The sequence below is a fragment of the Curtobacterium citreum genome (assembly GCF_006715175.1).
Lineage (GTDB): Bacteria > Actinomycetota > Actinomycetes > Actinomycetales > Microbacteriaceae > Curtobacterium > Curtobacterium citreum.
This window is the reverse complement of record NZ_VFMQ01000001.1, coordinates 2,121,633-2,136,415: the sequence shown is the minus strand read 5'-3', so window position 1 is coordinate 2,136,415 and position 14,783 is coordinate 2,121,633. Positions and strand designations below refer to the sequence as shown.

The window sequence follows — 14,783 nt, the reverse complement described above, 5'->3', positions numbered from 1 at the left end:
CGCAGCCAGTGAGACGCACGCTGCGGGTACGCCGACAGGCGGCCGACCGGCCGCTGTCGCGACGGTGTGAGCGGTGACGCTTCCCCGGTGGACGCCGGTCCGGGCTGCAGCGTTCCAGGGCCTGCAGAAGGCGGCTGACGAGCTCGCTGGCGGTGGTGCCCAGGAATACGTCGCTCTCGGCACCGCGGTCTTCTGGGCCGCGACGCTCGACGAGCAACTCCGTCGCGAGCACGGGGAGCAATACGACCGGCTGCGTGACAAAGATCCAGCTGGCGCCGTGCTGCCCGGCATCCGCCTCGTCCGTAACGGGATCACGCACGGCGCGGTCGTCGCCGTTTCGCCAGCGGGTCTGCAGTTCCCTCTGGAGTACCCGCTCAACTTCGGTCCCCTCGTGTATCAGTCACTGGAGTCCCTGCTCGAGGACTGGATCGGAGACCGTCACGGCGGAAAGGCGAACGCGCAGCAGGATACGGTCTACCGGGAGCGGTTCGAGGGTAGGACGCTGATGGAGCCGTTGTGGGAGGCGGTTGCCTGGTTTGCGCGCCTCGAGCGAGCGCAGTGGGACATCGATGTCCTGCAGCCCGGCGACGGGTCGTAGGCGGATCAGAGCGAGCGCAGCGGGCCGCGGCGCACTGGCGGCGTGACGCCCATCCACGTGTCGAGGTCCTCGCGGCGGACCCGCCAGGTCGCGTTCCGGGTGCGCTGGATGCCCTTGAGTTCGCCGGCACGGCATGCGTCGGCGATCGTCCGCCAGTGCGTGCGCGTGTAATCCGCGGCCTCGCGGAGCGTGAGGATGTCGTCGCCGGACCTCGGTCGGTTGATCCACTCGTCGAGGACGTCGGAGCGGTACTTCACGAGACGGCCTACCCGAAGCGAGGGCGGTCCCTTGTGGAGCCGACGCCACTCGTAGAGTGTCTTTGGTTGCACGCCGAGCCGCGCGGCTGCCTGCTCGACCCCGAGGAGCTCCGGCGAGGCCTCGGGCGCGGGCTGCGCGGGAAGGAGCTCGGCGAGCTGCCGGGCGACCTCGTCGCGGATGGCAGCTCGGAGCGCTGTAAGCAGTTCGTCCATGGTCCATGATGGGCCGTTGAGTCCGCAGTCAGTCCGCAGAACCCACCCGAAGATGCTCCGCCGCACACCGCCCTACAGCGCCCCGATCCGCGTCAGTCCGCGGAATCCAATGCCTCGCGGTGTCTGCCACCGAGACCGGGCGAGTACTGGAAGTACACCCACCTCACGATCGACGTCGTCGACGGGCGGGGCAGCGGGTTCTCGGTCGAGGTCCCCGAGGGCAAGCGGTTCCTCACCCGCTCACGGATGCTGACCGACGCCGAGCTCGAGGACCTGGGCCTGGTCCCGGCGGTGCGGCCGACGTAGGCTGACCGCACCGACCGCGACGGCGCGGCGGAGACCTGCGAGGGGAGGCACCGTGCCCGCTCCCGCAGGGCTCCGCCCGCTCGTCGCCGAGTCCTGGCGTCGCTCGGCCCGGGTGGACCCGGACGGCCTGCCGACGCTCGCGCTCGACGACGCCCAGCTCGACGCCATCCGTGGCCAGGGACCGATCGGCACCGCGCTCCCCGTGGTCCGTCGGCTCCTGCTCGACGACGTCCGCGCCGCCGGGTGCGTCGTCGCGCTGACCGACGCCGCCGGCTGCATCGTCTGGGTGGACGGCGCACGTGCGGCCCGGCGCGCCGCCGAGGACATGGGCTTCACGGCCGGCGCCGACTGGGCCGAGGAGCACGCCGGCACGAGCGCCCCGGGGACGGCGCTCCGCCTCGGCCGCGGCGTGCAGATCCGGTCCGAGGAGCACTACGCCACCGCCGTGAAGGCGTTCTCCTGCACGGCCGTCCCGCTGCACGCGGCGGACGGCTCGGTCGTCGGCGCCCTCGACATCACGGGCGACGACCGTGCGGTCGAACGCCACACGCTGCCGCTCCTCACGGCGACGGCCGCCGCGGCCGAGGCGGAGATCGCCCTCACCGCCCTCCGGCACGCCGCCCGGGCGACCTCGACGACCGTCCCGCGCGCAGACCGAGCCGACCGAGCAGACCGAGGCCGCCGCGGTGCCGACTCGGCCGAACTGACGCTGCTCGGGTCCGACACCGCGACCCTCCGGACCGGAGACCGTGCCGTCCGGCTGTCCGAGCGGCACTCCGAGGTGCTCGCCGTCCTGGCGTCCACGCCCGGCGGTCTCGCCGCAGCCGACCTCGCGGTCGCGGTGTACGGCGACCGCCGTGCGGTCCCCACGCTCCGGGCAGAGGTCGTGCGCCTCCGCCGCGTCCTCGCGGACCACGCGCCGGGCGCGCACCTGTCGTCGCGGCCGTACCGCCTGACCGGGATCCGCACCGACGTCGAGACGGTGCTGTCCGCGCTCGACCGCGGGGCGCGCCTCCAGGCCGTCGACGGGTACTCCGGACCGGTCCTGCCGGGGTCGGCGTCGCCGGGCGTCGACGACCTGCGGGACGCGGTCCGGTCCCGGTTCCGCGAGTCGGTGCTGACCGACGGCGGGGTCGAGGCGTTGCAGGCGTGGTCGCGGACCGCGGACGGCGCCGCGGATCCGCAGGTGCTCCGCGCCCTGCTCGGGGTGCTGCCGCGGCGGTCCCCGCGGCGGGCCGGTCTCGTCGCGGCGATCGAGGCGCTCGACCGCCGCTGACGGGGTCGGGACACCGGCCGGGAGGCGCGCCCCGCGTCGACCACGCGGCCGACGGGGTGCGCCTCCCGCAGCGCGTGCGGTCCGGTCAGGACCCGGACGTCGGTGCGGGCGTCGCCTGGTCGCCCTGCTCCGGTGCGCCAGGAGGGGTCGGTGCGTCGGTCGGGGCGTTCTTCGGTGCCTTCCCGTCCTTGCCGGGTGCGGGCGGGGTGGTCGCGTCCTTACCGGGCGCGTCCTTCGGTGCCTTCGCGTCCTTGCCCGGCGCGGGCGGGGTCGGGGCGTCCTTGCCCGGCGCGGGCAGGGCGACGCAACCCGGGGCCGCCGGAGCGTCCTTGCCGTCCTTGCCGGCGGCGTCCTCCCCGGGCGCCGGCGCTCCTTCGGGCCCGTCCTTCGGCGCGGCCTTCGGCGCTCCGGACGGGGCGCCGGTCGGCGCCCCGCTGGGTGCGCCGGTGGGGGCGGTGACGGTCGGGCCGCTGCCGGCACCGTCGGCCATCGCCGCGGTCACGCCCACGCCACCGAGGACGAGCACCGCGGCCGCGGCGGTCCCGATGCCGATCGCGCGGAGCCGGCGGTGGCGGCGCGGGGCCCGCTCGGTCGTGGTCTCGTCGTGCAGTTCGTCGTTCATGGTGTCTCCGGTTCTCCGTGGCGGACCGGGGTGGTCCGCCGACGAGGACGACGGTCGAGCTCGAATCTGAAGCAGGACTGAAGCACAGGGGTTCTCCAGCTGGCTCCATGCTCCGTGCTCACCGACGGACCGTACGGTGTCCGCCGTGAACGCACCCGCACGCATCCTCGTGGTCGAGGACGACGACGCCCTCCGCACCGCCGTCGTCTCGACCCTGCGCGCCGAGGGACACCTCGTCGCCGCGGCCCCCGACGGCCGGACGATCCTCGACGACCTCGACCGCGCCGTCCCGGACCTCGTCCTGCTCGACTGGATGCTGCCCGGGCCGAGCGGCATCCTCCTCGCCGCCCGCATCCGGGCCCGGTCGGACGCCGCCGTCGTGATGATGACCGCGCGCGACGAGCTCGACGACCGACTCCGCGGGTTCGCCGAGGGTGCCGACGACTACGTCGTGAAGCCCTTCGCGATGGCCGAGCTCGTGGCCCGGGTGACGGCCGTGCTCCGGCGCCGTGGTCGAGTGCCGACGGTGATCGAGGTCGGCGACCTGGTGATCGACCCCGAGGGTGCCACGGTCCGACGGGACGGCGTGCTGCTCGACCTCACCGCGACCGAGTTCCGGTTGCTCTGCTTCCTGGCCGAGAGCCGCGGGCGGACGGTGTCGAAGGGCCAGATCACGACCCAGGTCTGGGGCTACGACGCGGTCGCGGCGAACCTGGTCGAGGTGCACCTCAGCGCGCTCCGCCGGAAGATGGAGGCGCACGGCCCGCGTCTGGTGCACACGGTCCGCGGAATCGGGTACCGGCTCGCGGCGGACCGGGGCGCCGCGTGACCGGGTCGCTGCCCACGTCCCCGCTGCGGACCACGTCGCTGCGGCTCCGCACGGTCGTGGCGATCATCGCCCTGCTGGCCGTGCTGCTCTCCGGACTCGTCGTCGCGGTCGAGGCCGTCCTCGGCGCCCGGCTCCGGGCCCAGGTCGAGGACCGCCTGCGTGACCGGGCCTCGGCGGCGGCGGCCCTCGTCGGGGTGCTCGACGCCGACGACCTGGCCGACCGGCTCTCCGCGCAGGGGCTCTCCGTCCGCATCGTGCAGCCCGACGGCGCGGCGGTCGAGGCGGGACCGACGCCCGAGCAGCTCCGCTCCGGCCCGCCCGATCCGGCCGGGCTGCCCGGCCCCGCCGGCAAGCGGGCCGCAGGGTCGGAAGGCACGACCTCGGGCTCGGCCACCAGCACCGGCACGAGCACGACGTCGGGCGCCCGGATCACCGCGTCCTCGGTGTCCGACGACGACGGCGTGCTGACCCTCCGGTCGACGCTGGACGACGGCACCCGGATCACGCTGACCGCCGGCACTCGCGATGTCCAGGAGACCCTCACGCAGCTCGGCTGGGTGATGGGCGGCGCCTCCGCCGCGTTCCTCGGCGTCGCGGTGGTCGGCGTCGTGCTCGTCGTGCGTCGATCGCTCCGACCACTCGACGAGATGACCGACACCGCGCGGTCGATCGCCGGTGGGGACCGCGGGCGGCGACTCCGGCCGTCCCGGACCGACACCGAGATCGGCCGGGTCGCGGTCGCCTTCGACGAGATGCTCGACGCCGTCGAGGGTGCGGAGACACAGGCCCTCGCAGCCGAGGAGCGGGTCCGCTCGTTCCTGTCCGACGCCGCGCACGAGCTCCGGACCCCGGTCGCGGGGGTGCGCGCGGCGGCCGACACCCTCGTGCGCAGCGGGGACGACGACGCCGCCACCCGAGAGGTCCTCGCCGTGCACGTCGTCCGCCAGGCCGACCGGGCAGCGCGGCTCGTCGACGACATGCTCACGATGGCCCGGCTGGACCGGGGCATCGCGCTCGAACGCCGGACCACCGACCTGGTGCCGTGGGTCCGCGCAGAGGTGGAGCGGCTCCGGCTCCGGCTGCCCGCCGTCACCCTGGACCTCCGCGCGCCGGACGACCCGGTGCACGCCGAGGTCGACCCGGACCGGCTCGCGCAGGTGCTCGGCAACCTGGTCGACAACGCGGCCCGTGCCACCGGGGGATCCGGCACGGTCACGGTCACCCTCGCCCGCGACGACGCCGTCGCGGTCCTCCGCGTCGAGGACGACGGACCGGGCGTCCCCGAGGCCGACCGCGAGCGGGTGTTCGACCGGCTCGTCCGGCTCGAGGCCGCACGCGACGTCCGCTCCGGCGGCGCCGGACTCGGGCTGCCGATCGCCCGCGGGATCGCCGTCGCGCACGGCGGGACACTCGCGCACGCGTCCGGGACGGGAGCGCTCGGCGGCGCGGTGTTCGAGCTGCGCCTTCCGGCGGTCGCCGTCGGGCCGACGACGGACCGGGCGGAGGGGCACGTGCTGCTAGCCTGAAGTCCTCGCGAGTGTGGTGGAACGGTAGACACGGGGCACTCAAAATGCTCTGCCTCACGGCGTGCGGGTTCGAGTCCCGCCACTCGTACAAGGACGGCTCACGGCGCGCGGGCTGCGCCGACCCGGGGGTCCCGCCACTCGTACAAGGACGGCTCACGGCGCGCGGGCTGCGCCGACCCGGGGGTCCCGCCACTCGTACGGACAGCCCGGCCCCGAAGGGCCGGGAGGGCCTGACGGACCGGTCTTGCTCCGTCTAGTAGGCTCTCCGACGTGAGTGACACAGAAGCAACCCCAGCAGCACCGCGTCGCGTCGTCGTCGCCGAGGACGAGTCGCTCATCCGTCTCGACATCGTCGAGATCCTCCGCGACAACGGGTTCGACGTGGTCGGCGAGGCCGGCGACGGTGAGACCGCCGTCCAGCTCGCCACCGACCTCCGCCCGGACCTCGTCGTCATGGACGTCAAGATGCCCCAGCTCGACGGCATCTCCGCGGCCGAGAAGCTCTCCAAGAACCACATCGCTCCGGTGGTCCTCCTCACGGCGTTCAGCCAGAAGGACCTCGTCGAGCGCGCGACCGAGGCCGGCGCCCTCGCCTACGTCGTCAAGCCCTTCACCCCGAACGACCTGCTCCCCGCGATCGAGATCGCCCTCTCGCGCCACCAGCAGATCATCACGCTCGAGGCCGAGGTCGCCGACCTGGTCGAGCGCTTCGAGACCCGCAAGCTCGTCGACCGCGCCAAGGGCCTGCTGAACGAGAAGATGGGCCTCACCGAGCCCGAGGCGTTCCGCTGGATCCAGAAGGCCTCGATGGACCGCCGCCTGACCATGCACGACGTCGCCAAGGCGATCATCGAGCAGCTCAGCGCCAAGAAGTAACGAGCACCCGCTCGCTCACGCAGGAGCGCCGCCGGACATCGTCCGGCGGCGCTCCTGCGTCCCCGGGCGGACAACCGGCCCACAGTCGATGGAGCAGTCCCCGTCGGGTCCGGGCGCGGGACCCGACGGGGACTGCTCCATCGACGGAACGCAACGCAACGCGGGCCTCAGGACAACGCAGCACTGCACCGGACCGGAGGCGCGTCCCGGCCCCGCCGCAGGGCCGACCACCTGGCAAGGTGGGGGCATGGACGACGTGGTGATCCGTGCCTCCCGGCTGGAGGACATGGCGGCGGTGGCCGACCTGCGGTGGCGGTGGAGCGTCGACGAGACCGGTCGGGCGCCGACGGCGACGCCCGACGAGTACCGCGAGGCGACCGCTGCGTTCGCGCGCGAGCACGCGGCGTCGCACCGGTGCGTCGTGGCGGAACGGGGTAGCGTCGTGCTCGGGATGGCGTGGCTCGCGCTGAACGCCAGGCCGCCGGTGCCGCACCGGCCTCGCGGGCGGGTCGCCGCGGAGCTGCAGAGCGTCTACGTCCACCCGGACCTGCGCGGTGTCGGCGTCGCCGGAGCCCTCGTCGCCGCGCTGCTCGACCTCGCCGACGAGGCCGGAGCCGAACGGGTCGTGGTCCACTCGAGCGCGATGGGGGAGCCGCTCTACCGGCGGCTCGGATTCGGTGACGCCCGGCTGCTGCTGCAGCGCCCGCCCGAGGACTGACCCGCCGGCGCCGGACGGGACTAGCGCCGCTCGCGGATCATGTTCGTGATGCGCACGGTCGAGCACCGACGGCCCTCGTCGTCGGTCAGGACGATCTCGTGCGTGGTCAGCGTGCCGCCGAGGTGGATCGCCGTGCAGGTGCCGGTGACGCGGCCGCTCGTGGCGCTCCGTGAGTGCGACGCGCTCAGCTCGATCCCCACGGCGTAGCGGCCGGGGCCGGCGTGCACGTTCGCGGCCATCGAACCGAGGCTCTCGGCGAGGACGACGTACGCGCCCCCGTGCAGGAGCCCGACGGGCTGGCGGTTGCCCTCGACCGGGATGGAACCGACGGCACGCTCGGCGGTCAGCTCGGTGATGACCATGCCCATCTTCTCGGCGAGTTCGCCCATGCCCCGGTCGGCCAGTCGGGGGTCCACCCCGGTGTCGGCGAGGGCTCCGGTGGTGGTCGCTTCGTCGGTCACGCGCGCAGGACTCCCGTGTCGGATGGCGTCGGTAGGCTGTCCGGGTGTCGGACTCCGCAAAGCCTACCCTCATGGTCATCGACGGCCACTCGCTCGCCTTCCGGGCCTTCTACGCGCTCCCGGTCGACAGCTTCGTGAACCGCGAGGGGCAGCACACGAACGCCATCCACGGCTTCATCTCGATGCTGCTCATGCTCCTCCAGCGCGAGAAGCCCACGCACCTCGCCGTCGCGTTCGACATCTCCCGCTTCTCGTTCCGCACGCGCGAGTACGAGGACTACAAGGGCACCCGCTCCGAGACCCCGGCCGAGTTCAAGGGCCAGATCCCGCTCCTGCAGCAGGCGCTCGAGGCGATGGGCATCACGACGGTCACGAAGGAGGACTACGAGGCCGACGACATCCTCGCCACCCTCGCCCGCCAGGGCTCGGAGCAGGGGTACCAGGTCTACGTCGTGTCCGGTGACCGCGACTCGATCCAGCTCGTGAACGACGACGTCACGCTGCTCTACCCGTCCGTCCGCGGGGTCTCCGAACTCACCCGCTACGACCGCGACAAAGTGTACGAGCGCTACGGCATCGAGCCGCACCAGTACCCGGACATCGCGGCACTCGTCGGCGAGACCAGCGACAACCTGATCGGCATCGACAAGGTCGGCGAGAAGACCGCCGTCAAGTGGATCACCGCGTACGGCTCGCTCGACGGCGTGCTCGAGCACGCGGACGAGATCAAGGGCGTCGTCGGCAACAACCTGCGCGAGCAGAAGGACCGGGCGATCCGGAACCGCAAGCTGAACCGGCTCGTGAACGACGTCGAGCTGCCGGTCGGCCCCGGCGACGTGGCGCTCCGACCGCTCGACGAGCAGGCGGTCCGTGACCTCTTCGCGAAGCTGCAGTTCCGCACGCTGCTCGACCGGGTGTTCAAGGTCGCCGGCACGGGCGAGCCGTCCGACGTCGCGGAGTCGGCGGGCTCCGTCGACAGCGGTGCACCGACCCCGCCGCCCGTCACGACCGTCATCGACGAGGAACTCGGGTACTGGCTCGACCGCAAGGCCGCGAACGACGCCGAGAACGGGTTCGGCGTCGCGGTCGAGGTCATCGACGGCCGACTGAGCGCCATCGGCATCGCGACGCACGACGACGCGGTGCTCGTCCCCGGCGGCAGCGGCACGAAGGACTACGAGCAGCTCGCGGCCTGGTTCGCCTCGGACGCGCCCAAGCACTTCCACGACGCCAAGGCCGCGATCAAGGCCCTCGCGACGGTCGGGTTCACGGTGCGGGGGATCGCGGGCGACGCGCGCTTGACCGGGTGGCTCGCCCAGCCGGGCAAGCAGGGCCAGCCGCTGTCCGACCTCGTGTACCAGGAGCTCGGCGAGGAACTGCCGACCGCCGACCCGAACCAGCTCGTCCCCGAGACCGACCCGGTGAACGTCGGCGTGCACGCCTGGTACGTCCTCCGTGTCGACACCGCTCTGCGCGCCCGCGTCGACGAGTCCTCGCTCCGCGTGCTCGACACCATCGAGCTGCCGCTCGTGCCGGTGCTCGCCGGTATGGAGACCACCGGCGTCGCGATCGACCGTCCCGTCCTCACCGGGCTGTCGCACGACCTGGGGGAGCGCGCCGCGGAGCTCGCGCAGCAGGCGTTCGCCGAGATCGGGCACGAGGTCAACCTCGGCTCGCCGAAGCAGCTGCAGGAGGTGCTCTTCACCGAGCTCGCGATGCCGAAGACGCGGAAGACCAAGACCGGCTTCTCGACCGACGCCGCGAGCCTCGCCGACCTGCAGGAGCAGCACCCGCACCCGTTCCTCGGGCTGCTGCTCCAGCACCGTGACGCGACGAAGCTCCGGCAGATCGTGGACACGCTCGACGCCGCGGTCGTCGACGGCCGCATCCACACGAGCTACGAGCAGACCGGCAGCAGCACCGGCCGGATCTCGTCGACCGACCCGAACCTGCAGAACATCCCCGTCAAGACCGCGGTCGGCCGCCGGGTCCGCTCGGCCTTCGCGGTCGCCGAGCCGTACACGACCCTGGTCACGGCCGACTACTCGCAGATCGAGATGCGGATCATGGCACACCTGTCCGGTGACCCCGGACTGATCCAGGCCTTCAACGAAGGCGAGGACCTGCACCGCTTCGTCGGTGCGCGGGTCTTCGGGGTCGAGCCGGCCGACGTCAGCGCCGAGATGCGCACGAAGGTCAAGGCGATGTCGTACGGCCTCGCGTACGGCCTGAGCCCGTTCGGCCTGTCGAAGCAGCTCCGCATCGACCAGTCCGAGGCGCGCACGCTCATGAACGAGTACTTCGCCCGCTTCGGCGCCGTGCGCGACTACCTGCGCGGGGTCGTGGAGCAGGCCCGCGAGGACGGCTACACCGAGACGATCTTCGGCCGCCGCCGGCCGTTCCCCGACCTGAAGAGCCCGAACCGGGTCCTCCGCGAGAACGCCGAGCGCGCCGCGCTGAACGCGCCGATCCAGGGGTCCGCGGCGGACATCATGAAGATCGCGATGCTCGGGGTCGACGCCGACCTGCGGGACGGCGGGCTCGAGTCGCATCTGCTGCTGCAGGTGCACGACGAGCTCATCCTCGAGGTCGCCCCCGGCGAGCAGGAGCGCGTCGAGGAGATCCTGCGCACCCGGATGGGCGGCGCAGCCGAGCTCAGCGTCCCCCTGGACGTCTCCGTCGGCGTCGGCCCGAACTGGGAGGCCGCGGCGCACTGACGCGGGTCGGGCGCGGCCCGTCGGGCCCGCCCTGCTCCGTCTGCCGCGCCCACGAGCGGACGGGAGGCACGGTGCCGGCTGGCACCGTGCCTCCCGTCCGTCCGTGGTGCTGCGCCGTCCGTGGTGAGTGTTCCTGCCCATCGCACGTGACCTGGGATGGTGAACCGCGCGGAGGAGGCCGAAAGGAACGGCACCCCTCGCGCGGATCGACCTGCCACGTGCGGAACGGCACCCCCTGCGCGGATCGGCGCCCGGCGTGTGACCATGCCCTGAGTAGGGTCGGGGCATGACCGAAGACCGTCCCGTCCGTCAGCCCTCCGCCGTCGACCGGGTCGCCGAGGACTGGGTGACCACCCTCGTCGACCTCGACCCCACCGTCGCCACGTACATCGGCGTCCCCGGACGCACCGGGGCCTACGGCGACACCTCGCCCGCCGGCGCCGACGCCCTCGCGGACGCCGCCCGCGCCGCACGCCGTGCCCTGGACGCCGCCGACGCGACCGACGACGTCGACCGGGTGACGAAGACCGACCTGGGTGCCGAGCTCGACCTCGTCGTCGAGTCCCACGAGCGGAAGCTCCACCTACGCGACCTGAACGTCATCGCGAGCCCCGCGCAGGAGCTCCGGGACGTGCTCGACCTCATGCCGACCGCGACCACCGACGACTGGCAGGACGTCGCCGGGCGCCTGCACGCGCTGCCCGACGCCCTCGAGGGCTACCGCGAGACGCTGCTCCAGGGCACCCGCGAGCAGGTGACGCCCGCACGCCGCCAGGTCGCCCTCATCGCCGAGCAGGCAGCGCGCAACGGCGCCGAGGACGGCTTCTTCCGGCAGCTCGTCGACGGGGCCGCGCTCGAGGGCGGGGAGCCCCTGCCCGAGGCGCTCCGCACCGAGCTCAGCCGCGGTGCCGAGGTCGCGGCCGCCGCCTACCGGTCGCTCGGCGGGTTCCTCGAGCACGAGCTCCTGCCGCTCGCCACCCCGGTGGACGCGGTCGGACGCGAGGACTACGCGCTGCACTCCCGTCGGTTCCTCGGCGCGGTCGTGGACCTCGACGAGACGTACGAGTGGGGGATCGAGGAGCTCGCCCGCATGCGCGACGAGCAGGAGCGCATCGCCGACCGCATCGAGTCCGGCGCCTCGGTCGCGCGGGCCATCGAGGTGCTCGACGCCGACCCGGCCCGGATCCTGCACGGCACGGACGCCCTGCAGCGCTGGATGCAGGAGACGAGCGACGCGTCGATCGCCGCGATGGACGGGAAGTACTTCGACATCGCCGACCCGATCAAGCGCCTGGAGTGCCGGATCGCCCCCACGCAGGAGGGCGGCATCTACTACACCGGCCCCTCCGACGACTTCTCGCGGGCCGGCCGCATGTGGTGGTCCGTCCCGCAGGGCGTCACCGAGTTCGGGACCTGGCGCGAGAAGACCACGGTCTACCACGAGGGCGTCCCCGGCCACCACCTGCAGATCAGCCAGGCGGTCTACAACCGCGGCGAGCTGAACACCTGGCGCCGGCAGCTCGCCGGTCCGTCCGGGCACGTCGAGGGCTGGGCGCTGTACGCCGAGCGCCTGATGGAGCAGCTCGGCTTCCTCGACGACGACGGCGATCGCCTCGGCATGCTCGACGGCCAGCGGATGCGCGCGGCCCGTGTCGTGCTCGACATCGGCGTGCACCTGCAGAAGACGAACCCCGACGGCGGCGGCTGGACGTGGGAGTACGCGCTCGACTTCATGGGCCAGAACGTCAACATGGCGCCCGAGTTCGTGCAGTTCGAGGTCGCGCGCTACTTCGGCTGGCCCGGGCAGGCCCCGTCGTACAAGGTGGGCCAGCGTGTCTGGGAGTCGATCCGCGACGAGCTCGCGGCGCGCGAGGGTGCCGCGTTCGACCTGAAGGCCTTCCACCACCGCGCGCTCGCGCTCGGTGGTGTCGGCCTGGACACGCTGCGGACCGCGCTGCTCGGCTGACGCCGGTGGCGTACGGACTGGAGGATCGTGGCGGCGCCGCCACGATCCTCCAGTCCGCCCCTCGGCCGGTCCGAGCGACGACACGCCCGGTTGTGGGGCCCCGCGACCAGTGGTTAGACTTGGGCGGCGCAATCCGCGCCAACCAATCACTGCCATGACGGCTCGTACCGACGATCGGTGCGGACCAGGGGGTCGCTCCCTCGCCGTCACGGCCCGACTCATGTCCGTTCGGAGCAATCTCTACATGACAACCACCACGACCAAGGCTCCCAAGCAGGTCGCCATCAACGACATCGGCTCGGCTGATGACTTCCTGGCCGAGGTCGAGAAGACCCTCAAGTTCTTCAACGACGGCGATCTGATCTCCGGAACCGTCGTGAAGATCGACCGCGACGAGGTCCTCCTCGACGTCGGCTACAAGACCGAGGGTGTCATCCCCTCGCGCGAACTCTCGATCAAGCACGACGTCGACCCCAACGAGGTCGTCGAGGTCGGCGACGAGGTCGAGGCCCTGGTCCTCCAGAAGGAGGACAAGGAAGGTCGCCTGATCCTGTCGAAGAAGCGTGCGCAGTACGAGCGTGCGTGGGGCGACGTCGAGAAGATCAAGGAGTCCGACGGCGTCGTGACCGGCACGGTCATCGAGGTCGTCAAGGGCGGCCTGATCGTCGACATCGGTCTCCGCGGCTTCCTCCCCGCCTCGCTCATCGAGCTGCGTCGCGTCCGCGACCTGACCCCGTACCTGGGCCAGGAGCTCGAGGCGAAGATCCTCGAGCTCGACAAGAACCGCAACAACGTCGTGCTCTCGCGCCGCGCCCTGCTCGAGCAGACGCAGTCCGAGTCGCGCACCACGTTCCTCAACAACCTCCACAAGGGCCAGGTCCGCAAGGGCATCGTGTCGTCGATCGTCAACTTCGGTGCGTTCGTCGACCTGGGCGGCGTCGACGGTCTCGTCCACGTCTCCGAGCTCTCCTGGAAGCACATCGAGCACGCCAGCGAGGTCGTCGAGGTCGGTCAGGAAGTCACCGTCGAGATCCTCGAGGTGGACCTGGACCGCGAGCGCGTGTCGCTCTCGCTCAAGGCCACGCAGGAGGACCCGTGGCAGGTCTTCGCCCGCACCCACGCGATCGGTCAGATCGCGCCGGGCAAGGTCACGAAGCTCGTGCCGTTCGGTGCCTTCGTCCGTGTCGCGGACGGCATCGAGGGCCTCGTCCACATCTCGGAGCTCTCGAACAAGCACGTCGAGCTCGCCGAGCAGGTCGTCTCCGTCGGTGACGAGGTCTTCGTCAAGATCATCGACATCGACCTCGACCGTCGCCGCATCTCGCTCAGCCTCAAGCAGGCGAACGAGGGCGTGGACCCGGAGGGCACCGAGTTCGACCCGGCGCTCTACGGCATGCCGACCGAGTACGACGACCAGGGCAACTACAAGTACCCGGACGGCTTCGACCCGGAGACGAACGAGTGGCTCGAGGGCTACGACGCCCAGCGCACCGAGTGGGAGGGCCAGTACGCGGCCGCCCAGTCGCGCTGGGAGGCCCACAAGGCGCAGGTCGCGAAGACCATCGCCGACGAGGCGCAGGGCAACTTCGACCTGCCGGCCAGCGCGTCGACCTCGTCGTCCTTCACGAGCGAGTCGAACGGTCAGGGCACCCTGGCCGACGACGCCTCGCTCGCGGCGCTCCGCGAGAAGCTCAGCTCGAGCAACTGATCGAGCGGGTCACACCGTCCCGGAAGCCCGGCACCCCCACAGGGGTGCCGGGCTTCCGGCGTTCCGGGGCCGCGCGTCGCTAGCCTGGTCGGGTGCGCATCATCGGTCTCACGGGCGGCATCGCCGCGGGCAAGTCCACCGTCTCCCGTCGATGGGCGGAGCACGGCGCCGTCGTGGTCGATGCGGACCGCCTGGCGCGGGACGCGGTGGCTCCGGAGAGCCCCGGGCTGGCGCAGGTCGCCGAACGGTTCGGCCCCGGCGTGATCGCCGCGGACGGGTCGCTCGACCGCCCGGCACTCGGGGCCGTGGTGTTCGCCGACCCGGTGGCACGGCGGGACCTCGAGGCGATCACCCACCCGGAGGTCTGGCGCCTCGCGCAGCAGGCGTTCGACGCGGCCGAGGCGGCCGACCCCGACGCGGTGGTGGTGTACGACGTGCCGCTCCTCGCCGAGGCGCGGGGGAGCCGCCCGCTGCGCTTCGATGCCGTGGTCGTGGTGGACGCGCCCGCCGCGCAGCGCATCGAGCGGCTCGTGGCACACCGGGGGATGGCCAGGGACGAAGCCGAGCGACGGGTGGCGTCGCAAGCCAGCGATGCGGAGCGCCTGGCCCTGGCCGACCACGTCGTCGACGCCACGGGGACGCTCGAGGCGACGATCCGGTCCGCCGACGCGGTGTGGGAGCAGCTCACCCACTGACCGCTCGCGTCCGAG

Annotated in this window: 13 protein-coding genes, 1 tRNA gene and 1 pseudogene; 12 read left to right on the top strand and 3 right to left on the bottom strand. The window is 72.5% G+C overall.

All coding sequences use genetic code 11. The features are described from left to right. Window positions 1–73: 73 nt before the first annotated feature. Entirely contained in the window at window positions 74–598 is a 525-nt protein-coding gene (locus FB462_RS10090; RefSeq protein ID WP_141861675.1) for a hypothetical protein, read from the top strand. A 5-nt stretch (window positions 599–603) separates the two neighbouring features. Here the strand turns inward: FB462_RS10090 and FB462_RS17370 are convergent, their stop codons facing one another. Further along, complete coding sequence (locus tag FB462_RS17370; protein ID WP_167510079.1) at window positions 604–1,068, bottom strand: helix-turn-helix domain-containing protein; 465 nt, start codon at window positions 1,066–1,068, stop codon at window positions 604–606. A 141-nt stretch (window positions 1,069–1,209) separates the two neighbouring features. Between FB462_RS17370 and FB462_RS10080 the strand changes: the two are divergent. Beyond that, a pseudogene (locus FB462_RS10080) lies at window positions 1,210–1,374 on the top strand (DUF779 domain-containing protein); the annotation flags it as partial. Between the two features lie 52 nt (window positions 1,375–1,426). Further along, window positions 1,427–2,650 (top strand): GAF domain-containing protein, encoded by a 1,224-nt coding sequence (locus FB462_RS10075; RefSeq protein WP_167510078.1) that lies wholly within the window; start codon window positions 1,427–1,429, stop codon window positions 2,648–2,650. Window positions 2,651–2,735: 85 nt separating this feature from the next. Here FB462_RS10075 and FB462_RS10070 read toward each other — a convergent pair whose 3' ends face one another. Then, complete coding sequence (locus FB462_RS10070) at window positions 2,736–3,272, bottom strand: hypothetical protein (protein ID WP_141861671.1); 537 nt, start codon at window positions 3,270–3,272, stop codon at window positions 2,736–2,738. A 145-nt stretch (window positions 3,273–3,417) separates the two neighbouring features. On the opposite strand from FB462_RS10070, the gene FB462_RS10065 reads away from it, so the two are divergent. The 5 genes from FB462_RS10065 to FB462_RS10045 all read left to right on the top strand — a co-directional run bounded on the left by FB462_RS10065 (window position 3,418) and on the right by FB462_RS10045 (window position 7,221). Then, entirely contained in the window at window positions 3,418–4,101 is a 684-nt protein-coding gene (locus FB462_RS10065) for a response regulator transcription factor (protein ID WP_167510077.1), read from the top strand. Beyond that, on the top strand, window positions 4,098–5,627 hold the full coding sequence (locus FB462_RS10060) for a sensor histidine kinase (protein ID WP_167510076.1): 1,530 nt from the start codon (window positions 4,098–4,100) through the stop codon (window positions 5,625–5,627). Before FB462_RS10065 ends, FB462_RS10060 begins: the two co-directional genes overlap by 4 nt. A gap of 7 nt (window positions 5,628–5,634) precedes the next feature. After that, window positions 5,635–5,715 (top strand) — tRNA-Leu (locus tag FB462_RS10055). A 182-nt stretch (window positions 5,716–5,897) separates the two neighbouring features. Next, window positions 5,898–6,503 carry an ANTAR domain-containing response regulator gene (locus FB462_RS10050; RefSeq protein ID WP_022903868.1) on the top strand — a complete coding sequence of 202 codons (606 nt, stop codon included), beginning with the start codon at window positions 5,898–5,900 and terminating at the stop codon, window positions 6,501–6,503. Window positions 6,504–6,750: 247 nt separating this feature from the next. Beyond that, the gene (locus tag FB462_RS10045; RefSeq protein ID WP_167510075.1) at window positions 6,751–7,221 is read left to right on the top strand and encodes a GNAT family N-acetyltransferase; all 471 of its coding nucleotides are present in this window, start codon (window positions 6,751–6,753) and stop codon (window positions 7,219–7,221) included. Window positions 7,222–7,241: 20 nt separating this feature from the next. On the opposite strand, the gene FB462_RS10040 is transcribed toward FB462_RS10045, so the two are convergent. After that, a complete protein-coding gene (locus FB462_RS10040) occupies window positions 7,242–7,610 on the bottom strand; it encodes a PaaI family thioesterase (RefSeq protein WP_058743365.1) in 369 nt (122 codons plus the stop codon). 143 nt (window positions 7,611–7,753) lie between these two features. On the opposite strand from FB462_RS10040, the gene polA reads away from it, so the two are divergent. The 4 genes from polA to coaE all read left to right on the top strand — a co-directional run bounded on the left by polA (window position 7,754) and on the right by coaE (window position 14,768). Further along, on the top strand, window positions 7,754–10,399 hold the full coding sequence (gene polA / locus FB462_RS10035) for a DNA polymerase I (RefSeq protein WP_229666682.1): 2,646 nt from the start codon (window positions 7,754–7,756) through the stop codon (window positions 10,397–10,399). Window positions 10,400–10,685: 286 nt separating this feature from the next. Then, window positions 10,686–12,365 carry a DUF885 domain-containing protein gene (locus FB462_RS10030; RefSeq protein ID WP_114849938.1) on the top strand — a complete coding sequence of 560 codons (1,680 nt, stop codon included), beginning with the start codon at window positions 10,686–10,688 and terminating at the stop codon, window positions 12,363–12,365. Between the two features lie 244 nt (window positions 12,366–12,609). Next, complete coding sequence (gene rpsA / locus FB462_RS10025; RefSeq protein ID WP_058742916.1) at window positions 12,610–14,073, top strand: 30S ribosomal protein S1; 1,464 nt, start codon at window positions 12,610–12,612, stop codon at window positions 14,071–14,073. Between the two features lie 92 nt (window positions 14,074–14,165). Then, window positions 14,166–14,768, top strand: coding sequence for a dephospho-CoA kinase (gene coaE / locus FB462_RS10020; protein ID WP_141861666.1), 603 nt, complete (start codon window positions 14,166–14,168; stop codon window positions 14,766–14,768). Window positions 14,769–14,783 lie beyond the last annotated feature (15 nt).